We start from the raw sequence: 18,869 nt of genomic DNA on the forward strand, positions 1-18,869 counted from the left end.
AGAACAAATGCAAAGTGGTATCGCTGGCAGCTTAGGCTGCCAGCTCTTTCGCCAATTGTAGCAATTTAGGGTAAAACTCTTTGTCCAGCTGGGCAATTTGATCTTGCTCTACCAGTACATCATGCAAAATTTGCTCAGTGGTCAGCGGGTTAGCCAGCACCACACGAAACACTATGGTTTCCTGGCGCTGATATTTTGCCGGCGTTAAGCGGGTACGAGACACGAAAGATTTACCCTCTTCGCGCTGACGCTTTTGAATAAACTTGGTCAGGCCGTTTAGCAGCTCATTAAAGCGTTGCAGCTGCTCTGGGCTGGCTTTAGCCATGGCTTTTTGTACCTGTGCCGGGACATAGCGGTAGGTCAGCAGGCACAGTTCTGGCTCGGTAATTAGCTCAAAGTCGATGTTATGCGCGATTAAAGTAGCGAAATAGCGGGCTTTTTCCAGGCTGCGGTTAATCAGAATTTCATAACCTTCACGGCCGATTACCTGCAAGCAGGCATGCACCAGCATGGCCATACCAGGGCGTGAGCCTTCCAGCGTTTGGCTGCCCAAGTCTTTGGAGCCTTTACGTAGAATATATTCAGCATGATGCTCAATAGCATGCGCCGCAGAGGGGTGTTTAAACACCACCATGCCAGCCCCCATCGGCACATACATTTGTTTATGTGCATCTATCGTCACCGAATCGGCGCGTTCTATGCCAGATAGCAGATGGCGGTATTTGTTTGATAACAAGGTCGCGCCGCCCCAGGCCGCATCGACATGGAAATGGCACTGATACTGCTCGGCTAAATCAGCCAGTTGGTGCAGCGGGTCGACGTTACCGGTTTCGGTGGTACCCGCTACACCGACTATCGCCAGCGGCCGGATGTTGGCCGCTTTAAGTTCAGCCATTTTTTCGGCCAGAAGCGCCGTGTCAATTTTATTATCGCTATCGGTTTTAATTGCAATCAGCGACTCGCGGCCAATACCTAACACATCGGCCGCTTTACCCAGCGAGTAATGGCCCCGCTCCGACACCAGAATCGCTAAACCATTGTAGCCGTAGTGCTGCATAGCGCGGAACAAGCCTTCGCGGGCAATACCTTTAAAGTCACCATCCGCTTTTAGCAGCCGGTTGCGTGCTATCCACAGCGCCGTAATGTTAGCAATGGTGCCGCCGGAGCAAAACGCACCTAACGAGTGGTTAGCACTGTGCATCCATTTTTTATAAAAGCCGTCGTTCTCGCCGTATACCAGGTGGTGCATCATGCCCAGCACCTGACGCTCCATCGGCGTAAAGGCTTTGGAGGTTTCAATTTTGACCAGGTTTTGGTTAAGCCCCACCATCATTTTTGACAGCGAGAGCACAAAATACGGTAAGGCCGAGGTCATATGGCCGATAAAGCTAGGCGCTGCGGTATGCACCGAGTGCGCCACCAGCTTTTGCATCAGGCCTTCGGCGTAATCAGAAACAAAATTGGGCTGCTGCGGAATCTGATGTGCCTGAAAATCACGCTCAATTTGCCATAGCGGTTTTTCCACCGCGACAATACTTTCGCGCAAAAAGCCGGCCAGATTCTGCGACAGGTTTTGCTCGATAATACTTAGCGTAGAGTCAGGTGCTTCAGGCACGGTAAAGATGCGCCACAGTGCATCTTCAGAAGCGGTTGCCTGTCGTTTGCTTGATTCTGTCATCAACTAATTACTCTGCCTGTTCACTTTAGCAGTGGCTAAACAGCCGGAAAATGGCGCTCACTTTACTGCAAGCGCCGAAAAATGTCTGCAAAAAAGTGGCGTATCAGCTGCGCAGGCCTATACCCCGGTTTATCAGGTACATGGCATAGCTAAACAGCACCACAATAAAGCCTACTACTACTGCCAGCGCCAACCACAGGCTGACGTCGGTAACACCCAAAAAGCCGTAGCGAAACGCATTAACCATATACACCACCGGGTTTAACGCGGCCACCTGCTGCCAAAAGCCCGGCAACAAGGTTAACGAGTAAAACACCCCACCTAAATAAGTTAGCGGCGTTAACACAAAGGTCGGAATAATACTGATGTCGTCAAAGGTTTTGGCGTACACCGCGTTAATCAGGCCGCCCAAAGCAAACAGCATTGAGGTCAGCGTAACGGTAACAATAATCACCGCCAGGTTATGAATCTGAATAGTGACAAAAAACAGCGACAGTATTGTCACAATTAAGCCCACCAGCATGCCGCGCGCCATACCGCCGCCGACAAACCCCAGCACAATGATGTAGTTAGGCACCGGCGCGACCAGCAGCTCTTCTACGTTGCGCTGAAATTTGGCACTAAAGAATGACGACGCCACGTTGGCATAGGAGTTAGTAATGACCGACATCATAATCAGCCCGGGAACGATAAACTCCATATAACTAAAACCGCCCATATCGCCAATCCGCGAGCCAATAAGACTACCAAAGATCACAAAATACAGTGTCATGGTAATGGCGGGCGGTACCAGGGTTTGCACCCAAATACGTAAAAAGCGGTTGGTTTCTTTATCCAGAATACTTTTTAGCGCCACCATATAATTTGCTTTAATCATTTGGCACCTCCGCGGCCGTTTTCCACCAGGGTGACAAACAACTCCTCCAGCCGGTTGGCTTTGTTTCGCATCGATAACACCTTTATATCCTGTGCTGTGAGCTGAGCAAAAATCGGGTTTAAACCCTGAGCTTTTTCCACATCAACCTCAAGACTGTGATCGTCCAGCTGGCGCCAGTTAAAGCCATCCAGTTGCACCCTGGCGATATCACCCGCCACATCCAGTACAAAAGTTTCAAGCGTCAGCTTACTCAGTAGCGCTTTCATACTGGTGTTCTCAATGATCTGGCCTTTATCGATAATGGCGATATTGCGGCAAAGCATTTCGGCCTCTTCCAGATAATGGGTGGTCAGAATAATGGTGACGCCCTGCTGGTTAATTTTACGCAAGAATTCCCACATGGAGCGGCGCAGCTCAATATCAACACCGGCGGTAGGCTCATCGAGGATCAACAACTTAGGTTCATGCATTAAGGCGCGGGCAATCATCAGCCGACGCTTCATACCGCCGGACAGCTCACGCGAGCGGGCATGGCGCTTCTCCCAAAGCCCCAGCTGGCCCAGGTATTTTTCTGCCCGCTCTAGTGCCAGTTTTTTCGGCACGCCGTAATAACCTGCCTGATTCACCACTATCTGCAGCAGCGTTTCAAACTGGTTAAAATTAAATTCCTGCGGCACCAGCCCCAGTTGGCTTTTCGCCGCTTCAAGCTCGGTATCAATATCATGGCCAAACACCTTTACGCTGCCGCTGGTCTTATTCACCAGCGAGCTGATAATGCCAATGGTGGTGCTTTTACCGGCGCCGTTGGGGCCTAACAAAGCGAAAAAATCGCCCTGTTTTACCTGTAGATCGATACCGCTTAGTGCCACGGTACCGCTTTTATACACCTTGTGCAGGCCTTTAATATCTAAAGCTAAACTCAATCTTGCTCTCCTGTTTGCCCGCTGTGGCCGTAGCCCCAGCGTTGGGTAAGCTGATGCGGCAGTTTTAAGTGGTCTAAAATGCGCGCCACCATAAAATCGACTAAATCGCTTATCTGTTTTGGCTGATGATAAAAACCGGGCGCCGCCGGCATGATGGTGACGCCCAGCTTGGCCAGCTTTAACAGGTTCTCCAGATGAATGGCGCTAAGTGGGCTTTCGCGCGGCACTAAAATCAACTGACCGGCTTCTTTTATCACCACATCGGCGGCGCGCTCTATCAGGTTGTCACTGGCGCCACAGGCGATGGCCGATACAGTACCTGTTGAGCAGGGGCAAATCACCATTTGCTTTGGTGCCGCCGAGCCTGAAGCCACCGGCGAGAACCAGTCGTCTTTGCCATATACTTTCAACTGGCCGGGTGCACAGGCAAAATGCTGCTGCAGCATATCGGTGCATTTATCCGGCGCCGCCGGCAGCTTAATATCATGCTCGGTGGCAAACACCACCCGCGCTGCGCTGGATACCAGCAAGTGCACCTTAATGCCCTGCGCCAGTAACACTTCGAGCAAGCGCCAGCCATAGGGCGCGCCTGACGCGCCGCTAAACGCTAGCGTAATTTCCTGTGGTTTGGCCATTATGGCTCCCATTTTTGCTTAATTGCGCTAATTAGCTTGTCGTGAATACCACCAAAGCCGCCGTTACTCATAATGACGATATTATCGCCAGCGCCCGCCTGAGCGGTTAATTCGCTGACTAAGGCATCAATATCCCTGCTCAGACTGGCTTTGGGTGCTAACGCACGGGTTAATGACTCTAAAGACCAGTTGGCATTAGCAGGCTCGTATAAAAACACCTGATCGGCCAGGGCTAACGCCAAAGGCAGCGCGGCCTGATGCACGCCCATACGCATGGTATTTGAACGTGGCTCCAACACGGCAATAACCCGCTGCTGGCCCACTTTATTGCGAATGCCCTGCAAGGTGGTACTGATTGCGGTGGGGTGATGAGCAAAATCGTCATACACCTTAATGCCGGCCACCTCAGCTTTTAGCTCCATCCGCCGCTTAGGCGCGACAAAACGTGTCAGCGCCTCCAATGCTACCTCAACCGGCACCCCGGCATGGCGTGCAGCGGCAATTGCCATCACCGCATTGTCGACATTATGCTGGCCACTTAACTGCCAGTGAAGCTCGCCCAGCTTCTGCTGCTGTAAATACAGCGCAAACTGGCTGCCGTCCGGGCTTATCAACTCAGCGCGCCAGTCTTTGCCATAACTTTGCCGCTCGCTCCAGCAGCCCATCTGCAGCGTTTGCTGCACTGCCGGTGTATCTTCCGGTGACAGCACCAGGCCGTTAGCCGGCACCATGCGCAATAAATGATGAAACTGCCGCTGAATGGCCGCCAAATCCGGGAAAATGTCAGCATGATCATACTCTAGGTTATTGATCACCAGTGTACGTGGCCGGTAATGCACAAACTTAGAGCGTTTATCAAAAAACGCGGTGTCGTACTCGTCAGCTTCAATGACAAAGAATGGTGACTCACCCAGGCGGGCCGAGCAGTCAAAGTTTTGCGGTATGCCGCCAATTAAAAAGCCAGGTTTCAAGCCGGCACAGTCTAAAATCCAGGCCAGCATAGTGCTGGTGGTGGTTTTACCGTGCGTACCCGACACTGCCAGAACCCAGCGGTCAAACAATACCTGCTCGGCCAGCCACTGCGGGCCAGAGCTATAGCGCAGGTTGGTATTAAGTACATACTCTACCGCCGGGTTACCACGCGATAAAGCGTTACCGATAATGACTAAGTCCGGCGCGGGTTCCAGCTGCGCCGGATCCCACCCCTGAGTCAACTCAATACCCAATTGTTCCAGCTGGGTGCTCATCGGCGGGTAAACGTTGGCATCGGCGCCGGTGACCTTGTGGCCCAGGGCTTTCGCAATGGCGGCAATACCGCCCATAAAGGTGCCGCAAATGCCCAGTATATGAATATGCATAACTTATCCTGAAAAATAGCCTGCGCCATTGTAGCAAAAATGGCCGCCGACACAGTAACACCTGCAATTTGTGCAGAAATTCTTTAAAATACGCCAGCCTCTATACCTTAAGCAAAACTATATTACCAATAAGGAACTCACTGCATGCGCCGCATCTCGCCAGTACTGCAACAGGACGGAGTCGACAGCGACCTGATTTCACTAATAAAAACCATTCTGGCAGCCTGCCGGGAAATTTCGTTTCGTGTCAGCCAGGGTGAGCTGGCTGGAGTATTAGGTTCTACCCTGGCCGAGAATATTCAAGGGGAAACACAGAAAAAACTCGATGTTATTGCCAACGAGTTATTAAAAGAGGTCATTTTGGAAACCGGCGTGGTTAAAGCCATCAGCTCTGAAGAAGAAGATGACACGGTTGCCGGCAACCCGAACGGCAAATATCTGGTCACCTTTGACCCCCTGGACGGCTCATCTAACACCGATATTAACAGCTTAATTGGCACGATATTCTCTATTCTGCCAGCCAAAGCTGAGTTGGCACCTGAAGATGCCGGCCAGTTCTTACAACCCGGCAGCGCCCAGCTGGCGGCCGGTTATGTGCTGTATGGTCCCTCAACCATGCTGGCACTGACGACCGGCAAGGGTACCCGGCTTTATACGCTGGATAAAACCTACGGCGGCTTTTTGCTGACCGCAGAGCAGGCGGCTATCCCGAAATACACCGCCGAATTTGCCATTAATATGTCGAACCAGCGCTATTGGCAACCCGCGATGCAGGCATATATTGCCGACTTACTGCAGGGCAAAGAAGGCCCGCGCGGTAAAAACTATAATATGCGCTGGATTGCTGCCATGGTGGGTGATGTACACCGGGTGCTGTGTCGTGGCGGTATTTTTGCCTATCCGCGGGATACAAAAGATCCCAACAAACCAGACAAACTGCGACTAATGTATGAAGCCAACCCGATGAGTTTTCTGGTAGAACAAGCTGGCGGCATGAGCTCTACCGGCTATGAGCGCATTATGGATATCGTGCCAACCGACATTCATCAGCGGGTGGCAGTGATCCTGGGTTCAAAACATGAAGTGGAAAGTTGTGTGGCGTACCATCAGCGATAGCCATTTTTAACCGGGGCGTTATAATAAGCGCCACTTTTTTCGCACCAATACTAATTTTTGCACAGATAAGGGAAAGGCCATGAGCTTAAGCGATGTTGCAGCGGGTAAAAACCTGCCAGAAGAGATTAACGTAATCATTGAAATTCCGGCCAATGCCGATCCGATCAAGTACGAAGTAGACAAAGATACCGGCACCGTTTGGGTTGATCGTTTTATGGCAACGCCAATGTTTTATCCGTGCAACTACGGCTTTGTTAACCAAACGCTGTCGCTTGACGGCGACCCGGTAGACGTACTGGTACCGACGCCTTATCCACTGGTACCGGGCGCGGTGATTAAATGCCGTCCGGTTGGCGTGCTGTTTATGTCAGATGAATCAGGCGAAGATGCCAAAGTGATCGCTGTACCGGTTAGCAAACTGACCAAGCTGTATGACCACGTCAAAGACATCGGTGATGTCGACGAGCTGCTGAAAAAACAAATTCAGCACTTCTTCGAGCGTTACAAAGAGTTAGAGCCAGGCAAATGGGTAAAAGTGAACGGCTGGGGCGATGCCGCCGCCGCTAAAGCGGAAATTTTAACCTCGTTTGAACGGGCGAAAAAATAACTGTTGTTTCAACTAACAAAGCCCGGTTCGTCCGGGTTTTGTTTTTATACAGAACAACGCTAACTACAAGCATTTGCTCAATTGAAGCACTATACTGCAGTTAAATAAGTACTAATAATAACATCTCAAAATCACAGAGGCCTGCAGTATGGATGTGTTACGACGTCTGTCTATCGCGAAAAAAATCTACTTAATTCCCATTATCGGCACATTTAGTTTTATCATTTATCTGGCGCTTGCCAGCAACACTGCACTGAACAACGTTCATACCCTGGAACAAACCCGGGACGTGCAATTTCCGGTGTTACAAGCAGCGCAAAGCTCTTTGGTGTTATTGGAGCGGGTAAAAGACTCTCTGGCCAGTGCAGTCACCACAGGTGACAAAGAAGCGCTGACAGGCGCAGCTAATTTCAGTAAACAGTTTGGCCAGGATTTAGACCGCATTGCCCAGTTAAACCGTGATTATGCCGGTGCCATCAGTCAGGTGAAACAAAGCTATGACAACTACTATAAAGTGGCTTATCAAGTTTCCCTGGAAATGATAAGTGATACCGCTGATTTCAGTACTTTGGCGCAACGCTCAGAAAAAATGAACGCCGATTATGACACCACAGCACTTTTACTCAGCCAATTCCGCGATCAGCGCTTGCAGCAGTTTACTCACAGCATCGATGATGCCAGTGAACAAGCGGGTACGCTTATTACCGTGGGTATTATTATGGGTGTTATCACCACCCTGTTGTTGTTCGCCACCGCTTTTCCGGTAGCACGCGGCATCCAAAGCAGCCTGGCCAATATGATAAGCTCGCTGCAAAGTCTGGCCAAAGAAGATGGCGATCTTACCGCCCGTATCCATACCAACAGTGTCGATGAGCTTGGCGATCTGGCGCATTGGTTTAATACCTTTATGCAGAAGTTGCAGCATGTCGTAAAAGACATCGTCAATACTGCAGTGCCGTTATCTGCACTGGCAAAAGACTTACGTGAACTCACTGACGATACCAACAAAACCATAGCGCAGCAGCGCAAAGCGGCGAACCAAGCCAAACATGCAGTGGATGACATGAGCGCCAGCGTGCAGGCAGAAGTACAAAGCGCTAACGAAGCCGCTGTGGCTGCAACACAATCGAACGATGCAGCAGCTCAAGGCCAGCAAACTGTGATCTCGACGGTAGAAAACATTCAACAACTGGCCGGTAACGTACAGGAAGCCTCAGATGTTATTACCCAATTGGAAAAAGATGCTAACCAGGTTGGCACGGTACTTAGCGTGATCAAAGGCATTGCAGAGCAAACTAACCTGTTGGCGTTAAATGCGGCTATCGAAGCAGCGCGCGCAGGTGAGCAAGGCCGAGGCTTTGCCGTGGTTGCCGATGAAGTGCGCACCCTGGCTTCGCGCACGCAAAAATCGACCGAAGAAATTCAGCGCACCATAGAGCAATTGCAAAATGCCGCTCGTTTGGCCGTGCAGAAAATGCAGCACAGTACAGCTCAGGCGGGTAATAGTGTGCAATCGGCCAATCAGGCCGGGGATGCATTACAGCTTATCACCAGAAGCATTGCGCAAATACGTCTGATGAACCAGCAAATTGCCGATGCGACTGATGACCAGCAGAAAATGGCCAATAGCATAGTGCATCACGTCGATGAAATTTTTACCAACACCGAACACAGCTCTGAAAGTGCCGGCAATATTGCCAAAGCCAGCAGTGAATTGGCTGCGCTGGCCCAAAGCCTGGAAAATATTACCCGGCTGTTCCGGGTATAATCTATTGTTTTAAAAATAAAAAGCCGGCGAGTATGCCGGCTTTTTATTTCGCATTACAAATGTTTAACGGTAATAATTCTCTGGCAGGCTAATACGCGCTACACCTGATGCAACAGCTGCCTCTGCCACCGCCCGAGCGACACGTGGCAATAAGCGTGGGTCCATCGGCTTGGGAATAATGTAGTGTTTGCCAAACTGTAAGGTATTCACTTTGGCCGCTGTTAGCACTTCCTGCGGTACCGGCTCTTTGGCGATGGCACGAATAGCATGCACTGCGGCGAGCTTCATCTCATCGTTAATAACACTGGCACGCACATCCAATGCACCGCGGAAGATAAATGGGAAGCACAATACATTATTGACCTGATTCGGATAATCCGAGCGGCCGGTAGCCATAATAATGTCGTTACGCGTAGCATGGGCCAGCTCAGGTTTAATTTCCGGATCCGGGTTAGAGCAGGCAAAAATCACCGGCTTGTCGGCCATCAAGGTTAATGCCTCGGCCGGCAGCACGTCCGGGCCTGACACACCAACAAAAACATCAGCGCCCATCAGCGCATCTTCCAGACTGCGCTTATCGGTATTATTGGCAAACAGCTTTTTGTATTCATTTAAATCGTTACGGCGGGTATGAATCACGCCCTTGGTATCCAGCATATAAATATGCTCACGCTGGGCACCGCATTTAATCAGCAGCTCCATACAAGCAATAGCAGCAGCGCCGGCGCCCATACAGACGATAATGGCGTTTTTTATATCTTTACCCTGAATTTCCAGCGCATTTAACATGCCGGCGGCGGTAACAATAGCGGTACCATGCTGATCATCATGAAACACCGGGATATTGCAGCGCTTAATCAGCTCTTTCTCAATTTCAAAACACTCAGGCGCTTTAATATCTTCTAAATTAATGCCACCAAAGGTATCGGCGATGTTCGCTACCGTATTGATAAAATCTTCCGTACTGCGGTGAGACACCTCGATGTCAATTGAGTCGAGATTAGCAAAACGTTTAAATAACAGCGCCTTACCTTCCATCACTGGCTTAGATGCCATAGGCCCCAGATTACCCAGGCCTAAAATGGCGGTACCATTGGAAATTACCGCAACTAGGTTGCCTTTGCCGGTGTACTTGTAAACATTATCGACGTCGGCGGCAATTTCCCGCACCGGCTCAGCCACACCCGGGCTGTAAGCGAGCGCTAAATCAGTTACCGTCTCGGCCGGTTTACTGATCTCGATACTAATTTTGCCGGGTTTCGGCTCTGCATGATAACGCAGTGCCTGCTCTCTGAAATCTGCCATCGGTTCTATCCTGCTGTTTTGTAGGGCTAAGCGTATTGTTATAGTGTTATCGGGCTACTACGCTGTGGGCGGCATATTCTAAAGAGGCAAGCTGCTAAAGAGAAACAGAATCGGTCTGATCGTACCAGCCTGTCGTGGTTAAAAATGCCATACCACTTTAGTCGTAGCCAAGGTGTTATAACAATAAAAGTTGCCCACGCCAAGAGACGTCTAGCCACCCAAACCAATTGACGGCCTGATCATTGAATACAGATGCCAAAGCAGCAGCATAACCATGCCCACCACTGCCCGCCTGCAGCACTGACGAGTCTAAGAATGATGGACAAAGATAAGCGCTAAGCTGATGAAATGTCTAGCTTAAATTAAAAAACTACCGTTAAGCGTACTAGGCTAACTTAACAACAAGGCCGGCATAAAAATATTTTTTCAGTAAATACTGACTATTTGCACAAAAAACAGCCAGCAAACAGAAACAAAAAAAGCACCCGCAGGTGCTTTTTTGCTGTAAGGCAATAACCGATTAACGGCTGCCCAGTACAGAGAAACGCTTTTTGAAGCGGTCAACACGGCCGCCAACGTCTAACACTTTCTGCTTACCTGTGTAGAACGGGTGGCACGCTGAGCAAACGTCCAGGTGGATGTCTTTGCACAGGGCAGATTTGGTTTTGAATGAGTTACCGCAAGTACAGGTTGCAGTAATTTCTTTGTATTCTGGGTGGATACCTGGTTTCATGGCTTACCTCGTTAGGCCGTATCGCTATCTGGTCAACTATTGCCAGACACCATACGTAATTACAGTTAATTAAGGGCGCGTAGCTTAATAGATAGCCAGCCAAGTTGCAACAGATCAGACGCTTTGAAGGCAAATTTTGTTTTACTTGGCATTTGGCCAAGGCCTCCTTACACTTAACCGCTGCTTGATAACGGAAACCTGCTGTGACAGTTGTACGTGTGGCCCTGCCGCTGCCGCTTAGGCAACATTTTGATTATCTGCTCGATGCCAGCCAGCCGGCTCAGGTAGGCTGCAGGGTGCGGGTACCCTTTGGCAACCGCACCCTGGTAGGCATTGTCTGGCAAATAAACCCTGATGATAGCTTTGCCGCCGACAAACTGAAGCCGGTGCAGGCCCTGCTGGATAGTACGCCGGTGCTGCCAGAAATACTCTGCCGCTTGCTCAGCTTTGCCGCTGAGTATTACCACCATCCGCTGGGCGAAGTATTAATTAGCGCCCTGCCGCTGTTACTACGCGAAGGGCGTAACCTGAACGATTACCAACCCAAAGCCTATCAGCTTACCCCCGCGGGCCAGGCAATAGATGCCAGCGCGCTAAAACGTGCCCCCAAACAATCAGAACTCTGGCAAGCACTGGCGAAACACCGCATCAGCGAGTCTTTGCTAGGGCAACAATACAGCCGAGCCAGCTTGAAGCAGTTAATGGATAAAGGCCTGGCCGAAGAAGTGGTTGTGCCCGCCTCGCCTTACACCGCCCCCGCCGCGGCGCCAAGTGGTTTAAAGCTGACAACAGCTCAGGCACTGGCTGTCACAGCCATTCATCAGGCGTTTGGCCGCTTCGAACGCTTGTTACTGGAAGGGGTTACCGGCTCGGGTAAAACCGAAGTCTATCTGCAAAGTATCGCCAGTTTATTATGTCAGCAGCAGCAAGTGTTGGTGATCGTGCCGGAAATTGGTTTAACCCCACAAACACTGGCGCGGTTTCAGGCCCGCTTTGATGTGCCGGTGCTTTGCTGGCATTCAAACCTTAGCGATAGCGAGCGCTTACACTGCTATTTGCAGGCGCAAAGTGGTGCAGCGGCCATTATCGTCGGTACCCGTTCAGCCTTGTTTTTACCCTTCTGGCGTCTGGGGCTGATTATTATTGACGAAGAGCACGACCAGTCATTAAAGCAACAGGATGGCTTTCGCTACCATGCGCGTGACCTGGCGATAAAGCGCGCGGCGCTGCAGCACTGCCCTATCGTGCTGGGCTCAGCCACCCCCAGCCTGGAAAGCCTGCATAATGCACTGAACAAACGTTTTATCCATTTACCGCTGCCAGACCGTGCCGCAGGCCAGGCCTTACCCGGATTTGAGCTGGTAAACTTAAAACAGCAGGTGCTGCAATATGGTCTGGCTAGCCAAACACTGGCACAGATCAGGCAACAACTGAATGCAGGCCATCAGGTAATGCTGTTTTTAAACCGGCGCGGTTTTGCGCCGGCGCTGTGCTGTGACGAATGCGGCTGGCTGACCGAATGTCAGCGCTGCAGTGCCTTTACCACCTATCATAAGCAAAGCCGGCAACTGGTATGCCATCACTGCGGTGCCAGTAAAGCTATTCCGCGCCAATGCGCCCATTGTGGCAGCACTAAACTGACGCCACTGGGCCAGGGTACTGAACAACTGGAAGAAAACCTGCAGCAGCTGTTCCCCGATATCGCCATAACGAGGCTGGATCGCGATAGCACCCGGCGTAAAGGTTCGCTAAACAGCCTGCTGGACGACATTCATCAGCATGGTACCAGGCTGATTGTCGGCACCCAGATGCTGGCAAAAGGCCACCACTTTCCCAATGTAACTCTGGTGGTGATAGTTGATGTGGACGGTGCGCTGTACAGCAGCGATTTCCGCGCCCCAGAGCAACTGGCACAGCTGCTTACACAGGTAGCGGGTCGCGCCGGGCGTGGCGATAAAGCAGGCAAAGTGCTACTACAAACCCATTATCCGGAACATGCGTTGCTGCAAGACATTATTCAAAATGGCTATGCGTCTTTTGCCCGTAGTGCGCTTTTGGAGCGCGAGCAAACCCGGCTGCCGCCTTACCAGCACTTAAGCCTGTTTAGTGCCCAGGCGCATCAGGCGACACTATGCCAGCAGTGGCTGACACAACTGGCCGAGCAGGCCAGACAATATCCGGCATTGCAGTTACTCGGGCCCATACCGGCACCGCTGGAGCGGCGCGCCGGCTTATATCGCTGGCAGCTGCAGCTGTACAGTGCAAACCGCACCGCTATGCATCAGGCGCTAACTGCCTTGTTAGACTGCGTAAGTAAGTGGCCACTTAGCCGTAAAATTAAATGGCAGCTTGACGTGGATCCGACCGACCTTACCTAAGACGAGCCGACAACAAGGGCGCGGTTTCTTTTTCAGTACAACCGGGTAGAATAGCGCCCAGCACAGTAGTAAGAGTATTCCAGCCGTTATGCCACAAAAAGACTATGTTAAAGCCAGCCGGCCCAAAGCCAAACCCGCACGGGGACGAGGCCGCGCCAACACGAAAGCTGCAGCACCCGGGCGCAAACCCTGGCTGTTGTTAGTCGTTACGGCAGGCTTAATTGCCGGCTTTATCTACTTTTTATGGTTTTTAAACCAGCAGCCTGCAGTCACTACTTCCGCAGAAAAACCTGCCGCCAAGCCAGTGAAAACCGATGAGCTGCCGGCAAAACCCACACAAGAGCCATACCAGTACATTAAAGAGCTGGAAAATAAACAAGTTACCGTAGAAGTGACTGAACAGCCTCAGTCCACCGGTCCCTATCAGATGCAATGTGGTTCGTTCCGCGAGCAAAAACAAGCCGAAGCGATGAAAGCGCAAATTGCTTTTGTCGGGTTTAGCTCTGAAATCCGCCGCACAGAGGGCAATAACGGCGTATGGTATCGGGTAGTGCTAGGGCCTTATGAGTCAAAGCGTCAGGCCACTGCTGACCGCAACCGGCTACGCCAACAAAGCATTAATACCTGCCAGATCTGGAACTGGTCTTGAAATAGTCGCCAGCCAGCCTTACTTAAGGCCTAGGTTAATGACGCCCTAAGGCTAAAGTATGACAACGATCGTTTCTGTGCGCCGCAATGGTAAAGTTGCCATTGGCGGCGATGGCCAGGTTTCACTTGGCAATACCGTTATGAAAGGCAATGCCCGTAAAGTTCGCCGGCTGTACAACAACAAGGTCATCGCCGGTTTCGCCGGCGGCACCGCCGATGCCTTTACCCTATTTGAGCGCTTTGAAGCCAAACTGGAACTGCACCAGGGCCATTTAATGAGAGCAGCAGTAGAGCTGGCAAAGGACTGGCGTACCGACCGTATGCTGCGCAAATTAGAAGCGCTGCTTGCCGTAGCCGATGCCAACACCTCGCTGATCATTACCGGTAACGGTGATGTGGTACAGCCAGAGCACGACTTAATTGCCATTGGCAGCGGTGGCCCTTACGCCCAGGCAGCCGCCACGGCACTGCTGCAAAACACTGAGCTTAGCGCCCGCGACATCGTGGAGAAAAGCCTGACCATCGCCGGTGATATCTGCGTATACACCAATCAGCATCAGACCATTGAAGAACTCTAAGCAGGTAGCCTTATGTCTGACATGACGCCAAGAGAAATTGTCCACGAGTTGGACCGCCATATTATCGGCCAAAACAAAGCTAAACGTGCCGTCGCTATTGCCCTGCGCAACCGCTGGCGTCGCATGCAGTTAGATGCAGCACTGCGCCAGGAAGTGACGCCGAAAAACATCCTAATGATAGGCCCAACCGGGGTGGGTAAAACCGAGATAGCCCGTCGACTAGCAAAACTCGCCAATGCACCTTTTATCAAAGTAGAAGCCACCAAGTTTACCGAAGTGGGTTATGTCGGCAAGGAAGTAGAAAGCATTATCCGCGACCTGACTGACAGCGCCGTAAAGATGTTCCGTGAGCAGGCAATAGAGAAAAACCGTTACCGCGCCGAAGAAATGGCCGAAGAGCGTATTCTGGACGTGCTGTTGCCGCCGGCCAAAGCGGCCTGGGGCGAGCCGGAGAATAAAACACCAACCGACTCTAACACCCGGCAGATCTTCCGTAAAAAGCTGCGCGAAGGCCAGCTGGACGACAAAGAAATTGAGCTGGAACTGGCACAGCCAAACATTGGCGTCGAAATTATGGCGCCGCCGGGCATGGAAGAGATGACATCGCAATTACAAAGCATGTTCCAAAGCCTGGGCCAGGACAAAAAGAAAAAGCGCAAACTGAAAATAAAAGACGCGCTAAAACAGCTTATTGAAGAAGAAGCCGCCAAGCTGGTTAACCCGGAAGAGCTGAAAACCGCAGCGCTGGAGGCGGTTGAGCAAAACGGTATCGTGTTTCTGGACGAGATAGACAAAATTTGTAAGCGCGGCGAAACCAGTGGCCCTGATGTGTCACGCGAAGGCGTGCAGCGCGACTTACTACCACTTATTGAAGGCTGCACCGTCAATACCAAACACGGCATGGTGAAAACTGACCATATCCTGTTTATTGCCTCGGGCGCCTTTCAGATGAGCAAACCCTCAGATCTGGTACCAGAGCTACAGGGCCGTCTGCCAATACGGGTTGAACTGGAAGCCTTAAGTGCCGCTGATTTTGAGCGTATCTTAACCGAGCCTAAAGCCTCCTTAACCGAGCAGGCCACCGCTATGCTGGCAACAGAGGGCGTGCGTTTACGCTTTAGCACTGATGGCATAAAAAGCCTGGCCGCCGCCGCCTGGCAGGTGAATGAAACGACGGAAAATATCGGTGCGCGGCGTTTATACACGGTGATGGAGCGGCTGTTGGAGGAAATCTCTTATGATGCAGCCGACCACGCTGGTGAAGAAATTCATATCGACGCGGCCTACGTGGAAAAGCACCTGGGCGCACTGGTGAAAGATGATGATTTAAGCCGGTTTATTCTTTAATGGCCTCCAACGCCCCTAGCACTGACACAGACATTCAGGTTAGCCGGCTGCACTACCACCAGCGCAGCCGTAAGCTGGATGTAGAGTTTAACAATGGCGAAACGGCCAGTTTAAGCGCCGAGTTATTGCGCGTGTTGTCGCCCTCGGCCGAGGTACGCCGCCATGGCAAGCCGATGCTGGTAACAAACAAAAAAAATGTCGCCATCAGCAAGGTATTGCCGGTGGGCCATTATGCGGTAAAGCTGGTGTTTGATGATGGCCTCGACAGCGGCATTTACAGCTGGCGCTATCTGCATCAGCTGGCGACGCAGCAAGATAGCTTATGGCAGCAATACCTGACACAGTTACGCCAGGCAAATGCCCAGCGTGACGAGCTGATTGCCGTAACATTAAAACCCTGAGTGCCGCTAACGCAACGATTAGCGGCTAACTCAGTTCAAGCAGTCGGCTCTTAGGCCTGAAAACGTTCAACTGTCTGACGCAAACGTGCGGCCTGCTGCGCGACCTCCTCGCTAATGGACGCATTGTGTCTGGCATGGCCAAAGGTTTCGTCCGACAAATCGCGAATTTTTACCACGTTTTTATTCACTTCGGCAGCCACCTGACTTTGCTCTTCAATGGCAGCGGCGATCTGCGTAGTCATATCCATAATATTTGTCACATCCGCGGTGATTTCGCTCAGAAGCGTCATCGCTATACCGGCCTGCTCTGCACTCTCACTGCCTTGCTGACGGCAGCCCTGCATCACCTGCACGATATCGTTTGTGCGGCCCTGCAAACCTGACACTATGGTCTCTATCTGCCGGGTAGAATCCTGAGTGCGCATAGCCAAGCTGCGCACTTCATCAGCGACCACGGCAAAGCCCCGCCCTTGATCACCTGCTCTGGCAGCTTCAATGGCGGCATTTAGCGCCAGTAAATTGGTCTGTTCAGCAATAGCGCGGATTACATCTAATACCGAGCCGATGGTTTTGCTGTCTTTTTCCAGTTCAGCCACCACAGCCGTAGCATCTTTTAAGCGTTCAGACAGAGAACTAATTCTATCGACGGTTTGCTGCACTTCGCTGCGGCCACTTTGCGCATTATGGTTCATTGCTTCGGCCTTGGCTGCAGTGGTTTCGGTATTGCTGGCAATTTCGTTGATCGTTGCGCCCATTTGCGTAACTGCAGCGGCCACCATATCGGTCTCGTTCTGCTGCATTTGCATACCCGTGCTGGTGTCTGACGTTGATTTGGCCAACTCCGCTGTAGCGACATCAAGCATTTCGAGCGCCTGATTAACCGTTTTAATCAAGTTTTGAAAATCACCCAGCATGCTGTTGAAATCGGTTGCCAGCATGGTCATTTCATCCTTGCCGGCCACATCAACCCGCATACGAAAATCATTGTGTTGCCGGATCAGCCCTATGGTTTTACACACCTCTAATACCGGGCGTAAGATGCTCCGACTGGTTAAGGCCACCAGTGTTAACACTATGACTAAAACCAGGACAAAGGCGCTTAAGGCCAGCGTTTGGGTGGTGCTAACTGCGGCACTAATGGCAGTACTGGTTTGCTCTGACAACGCCTTTAAGCTGGCCTCGGTGCTTTGTATGGCTTTACGCATTTGCCCCGTTACGCCCTGTGTTTCATCCAGCCCCATTTGCTGCATGGCGTTAACCAGCGCAGTAAAATGTTGCTGGTATTGCTGTGCCAGTTGCAGGCTGCCTGGCTCGGCATTCAGTTGTTGGCTAAGCTGTAAAAACGTCTGTTCAAAACGCTGAACATGCGCCATGTCTTTACGGAGTAAAAAATCCTTTTCAGCCCGGCGCAGTTGCAGCATCAGTACACTAAGATCATCGCGGTTAGCCGCGTCAAGTTGTTGCTCTAACTGCTGCACCGCCTGACGCAACTGCCCCATAACGCCAGAGCTGTAATCCAGCCCGATCCGTTGCTGCTGGCTTACCAGCTGATTGAAGCTTTGCAGATAGTCTGCCGTCAGGCTGCCAAACTCGGCTAACGGCTTACGGTCAATACCGTGTTGTTGTAACAAGTTGTCTAATGCCTGTACGCGTTGCAGCATTTGCTGATGATGATCGACCAACCGCTGCTGATATTTCAGCTCGGTGCGCATCATAAAATCTTTTTCATGGCGGCGAAACATCAGCACATCAGCACTAATTTGCTCGACCAGCTGCTGGGTCTTCGCCAGACTGGTCAGTTGTGCACTTTGATAAAACAAAATCAGCAGCATAATAGCCATTGCCAGCACCAGGGCACCGCCATTAATAAATAACCGCTGTTTAATCGTTAAATGTCTTAATCGACTCATGTTCTACACCTGAAATGTTAACAACAGCTTTGATGATAGTTCAGGCGTAACAAAATGCTGCAAAAATTGTCGGCTAAGCGCCTAATTGAGCAAGTTGTGGGCAGCCAGGGTGCTAATTGCTCCCAAAATCGCACCAGCCAGTACGTCTAATGGAAAATGCACGCCAAGCATGATGCGCGATACACCTATCGCCATGGCCCATAGCAGTGCCAGCGGCCACCAAAACGGAAAATAGATTGCTATGACAGTGCTAAACACAAAGGCACCGGCGGTATGGCCTGATGGCAAACTAAAACGGTCAGACGGAATAATGTGAGCATTGATGAAGGCTGCCAACGCGTCTGCCGGCCGCGCCCGTTTGATACTGTTTTTTAACACTAAATACAGCGGTAATTCCACAGCAAAGGCAGCCAGCAATAAGCCACTGGCGGTGTAAGCTTCTGTCGAGCCGGAGCTTAGCAGCACCAGTGCAAACAGCAGGTACAAGGGACCATCGGCGGTCTTTGACAACCACAAGCTTATTTGGCGGGCCTGTAGTGAGCGACTGCGGCGAAACAGCCGCTGAAATGACGCCTGATCCCACTGTTCCAGTCGTTTAAGCAACATA

Annotated in this window: 17 protein-coding genes; 8 read left to right on the forward strand and 9 right to left on the reverse strand. The window is 51.3% G+C overall.

All coding sequences use genetic code 11. From position 1 onward, the window contains the following. Nucleotides 1-31: 31 nt before the first annotated feature. From panP to mpl, 5 genes are all read right to left on the reverse strand, one after another. Nucleotides 32-1,678: a pyridoxal-dependent aspartate 1-decarboxylase PanP gene (panP, locus tag ABGI61_RS03385; protein WP_347596889.1), complete on the reverse strand. Its 1,647-nt coding sequence runs from the start codon at nt 1,676-1,678 to the stop codon at nt 32-34. A gap of 103 nt (nt 1,679-1,781) precedes the next feature. Next, complete coding sequence (locus tag ABGI61_RS03390) at nt 1,782-2,555, reverse strand: ABC transporter permease (protein WP_347596892.1); 774 nt, start codon at nt 2,553-2,555, stop codon at nt 1,782-1,784. Further along, nucleotides 2,552-3,478, reverse strand: coding sequence for an ABC transporter ATP-binding protein (locus ABGI61_RS03395; RefSeq protein ID WP_347596895.1), 927 nt, complete (start codon nt 3,476-3,478; stop codon nt 2,552-2,554). The genes ABGI61_RS03390 and ABGI61_RS03395 overlap by 4 nt, the downstream gene beginning before the upstream one ends. Next, nucleotides 3,475-4,116 carry a flavin prenyltransferase UbiX gene (locus ABGI61_RS03400; RefSeq protein ID WP_347598063.1) on the reverse strand — a complete coding sequence of 214 codons (642 nt, stop codon included), beginning with the start codon at nt 4,114-4,116 and terminating at the stop codon, nt 3,475-3,477. Before ABGI61_RS03400 ends, ABGI61_RS03395 begins: the two co-directional genes overlap by 4 nt. Beyond that, entirely contained in the window at nt 4,113-5,471 is a 1,359-nt protein-coding gene (gene mpl / locus ABGI61_RS03405) for a UDP-N-acetylmuramate:L-alanyl-gamma-D-glutamyl-meso-diaminopimelate ligase (RefSeq protein WP_347596898.1), read from the reverse strand. Before mpl ends, ABGI61_RS03400 begins: the two co-directional genes overlap by 4 nt. A 144-nt stretch (nt 5,472-5,615) precedes the next feature. Here mpl and ABGI61_RS03410 point away from each other — a divergent pair, with 144 nt between their 5' ends. From ABGI61_RS03410 to ABGI61_RS03420, 3 genes are all read left to right on the forward strand, one after another. Further along, nucleotides 5,616-6,587, forward strand: coding sequence for a class 1 fructose-bisphosphatase (locus tag ABGI61_RS03410; protein WP_347596901.1), 972 nt, complete (start codon nt 5,616-5,618; stop codon nt 6,585-6,587). A gap of 79 nt (nt 6,588-6,666) precedes the next feature. Then, entirely contained in the window at nt 6,667-7,194 is a 528-nt protein-coding gene (gene ppa / locus ABGI61_RS03415) for an inorganic diphosphatase (protein WP_347596904.1), read from the forward strand. Nucleotides 7,195-7,342: 148 nt separating this feature from the next. Then, complete coding sequence (locus tag ABGI61_RS03420) at nt 7,343-8,962, forward strand: methyl-accepting chemotaxis protein (RefSeq protein WP_347596907.1); 1,620 nt, start codon at nt 7,343-7,345, stop codon at nt 8,960-8,962. 63 nt (nt 8,963-9,025) lie between these two features. Here ABGI61_RS03420 and ABGI61_RS03425 read toward each other — a convergent pair whose 3' ends face one another. Both ABGI61_RS03425 and rpmE read right to left on the reverse strand, forming a co-directional pair. Next, nucleotides 9,026-10,267, reverse strand: coding sequence for a malic enzyme-like NAD(P)-binding protein (locus ABGI61_RS03425; RefSeq protein WP_347596910.1), 1,242 nt, complete (start codon nt 10,265-10,267; stop codon nt 9,026-9,028). A 520-nt stretch (nt 10,268-10,787) separates the two neighbouring features. Continuing rightward, nucleotides 10,788-11,000, reverse strand: a complete 213-nt coding sequence (gene rpmE, locus ABGI61_RS03430; RefSeq protein WP_008217865.1) for a 50S ribosomal protein L31 — start codon at nt 10,998-11,000, stop codon at nt 10,788-10,790. Between the two features lie 203 nt (nt 11,001-11,203). Here rpmE and priA point away from each other — a divergent pair, with 203 nt between their 5' ends. From priA to ABGI61_RS03455, 5 genes are all read left to right on the forward strand, one after another. Continuing rightward, the gene (gene priA / locus ABGI61_RS03435; RefSeq protein ID WP_347596914.1) at nt 11,204-13,378 is read left to right on the forward strand and encodes a primosomal protein N'; all 2,175 of its coding nucleotides are present in this window, start codon (nt 11,204-11,206) and stop codon (nt 13,376-13,378) included. Between the two features lie 88 nt (nt 13,379-13,466). Beyond that, the gene (locus ABGI61_RS03440) at nt 13,467-14,027 is read left to right on the forward strand and encodes an SPOR domain-containing protein (RefSeq protein WP_347596917.1); all 561 of its coding nucleotides are present in this window, start codon (nt 13,467-13,469) and stop codon (nt 14,025-14,027) included. Nucleotides 14,028-14,085: 58 nt separating this feature from the next. Next, nucleotides 14,086-14,604 (forward strand): ATP-dependent protease subunit HslV, encoded by a 519-nt coding sequence (hslV, locus tag ABGI61_RS03445; RefSeq protein ID WP_347596920.1) that lies wholly within the window; start codon nt 14,086-14,088, stop codon nt 14,602-14,604. Between the two features lie 12 nt (nt 14,605-14,616). After that, the gene (gene hslU, locus ABGI61_RS03450; protein ID WP_347596923.1) at nt 14,617-15,951 is read left to right on the forward strand and encodes an ATP-dependent protease ATPase subunit HslU; all 1,335 of its coding nucleotides are present in this window, start codon (nt 14,617-14,619) and stop codon (nt 15,949-15,951) included. Beyond that, nucleotides 15,951-16,352 carry a gamma-butyrobetaine hydroxylase family protein gene (locus ABGI61_RS03455; protein ID WP_347596926.1) on the forward strand — a complete coding sequence of 134 codons (402 nt, stop codon included), beginning with the start codon at nt 15,951-15,953 and terminating at the stop codon, nt 16,350-16,352. Before hslU ends, ABGI61_RS03455 begins: the two co-directional genes overlap by 1 nt. Before the next feature lie 50 nt (nt 16,353-16,402). Here ABGI61_RS03455 and ABGI61_RS03460 read toward each other — a convergent pair whose 3' ends face one another. Further along, nucleotides 16,403-18,262 (reverse strand): methyl-accepting chemotaxis protein, encoded by a 1,860-nt coding sequence (locus ABGI61_RS03460; RefSeq protein ID WP_347596929.1) that lies wholly within the window; start codon nt 18,260-18,262, stop codon nt 16,403-16,405. Between the two features lie 81 nt (nt 18,263-18,343). Next, complete coding sequence (locus ABGI61_RS03465) at nt 18,344-18,868, reverse strand: phosphatase PAP2 family protein (protein ID WP_347596932.1); 525 nt, start codon at nt 18,866-18,868, stop codon at nt 18,344-18,346. Nucleotide 18,869: the final 1 nt, after the last annotated feature.

The sequence above is a fragment of the Rheinheimera fenheensis genome (assembly GCF_039871805.1).
In the GTDB taxonomy this organism is placed as follows: Bacteria; Pseudomonadota; Gammaproteobacteria; order Enterobacterales; family Alteromonadaceae; genus Alishewanella; species Alishewanella fenheensis.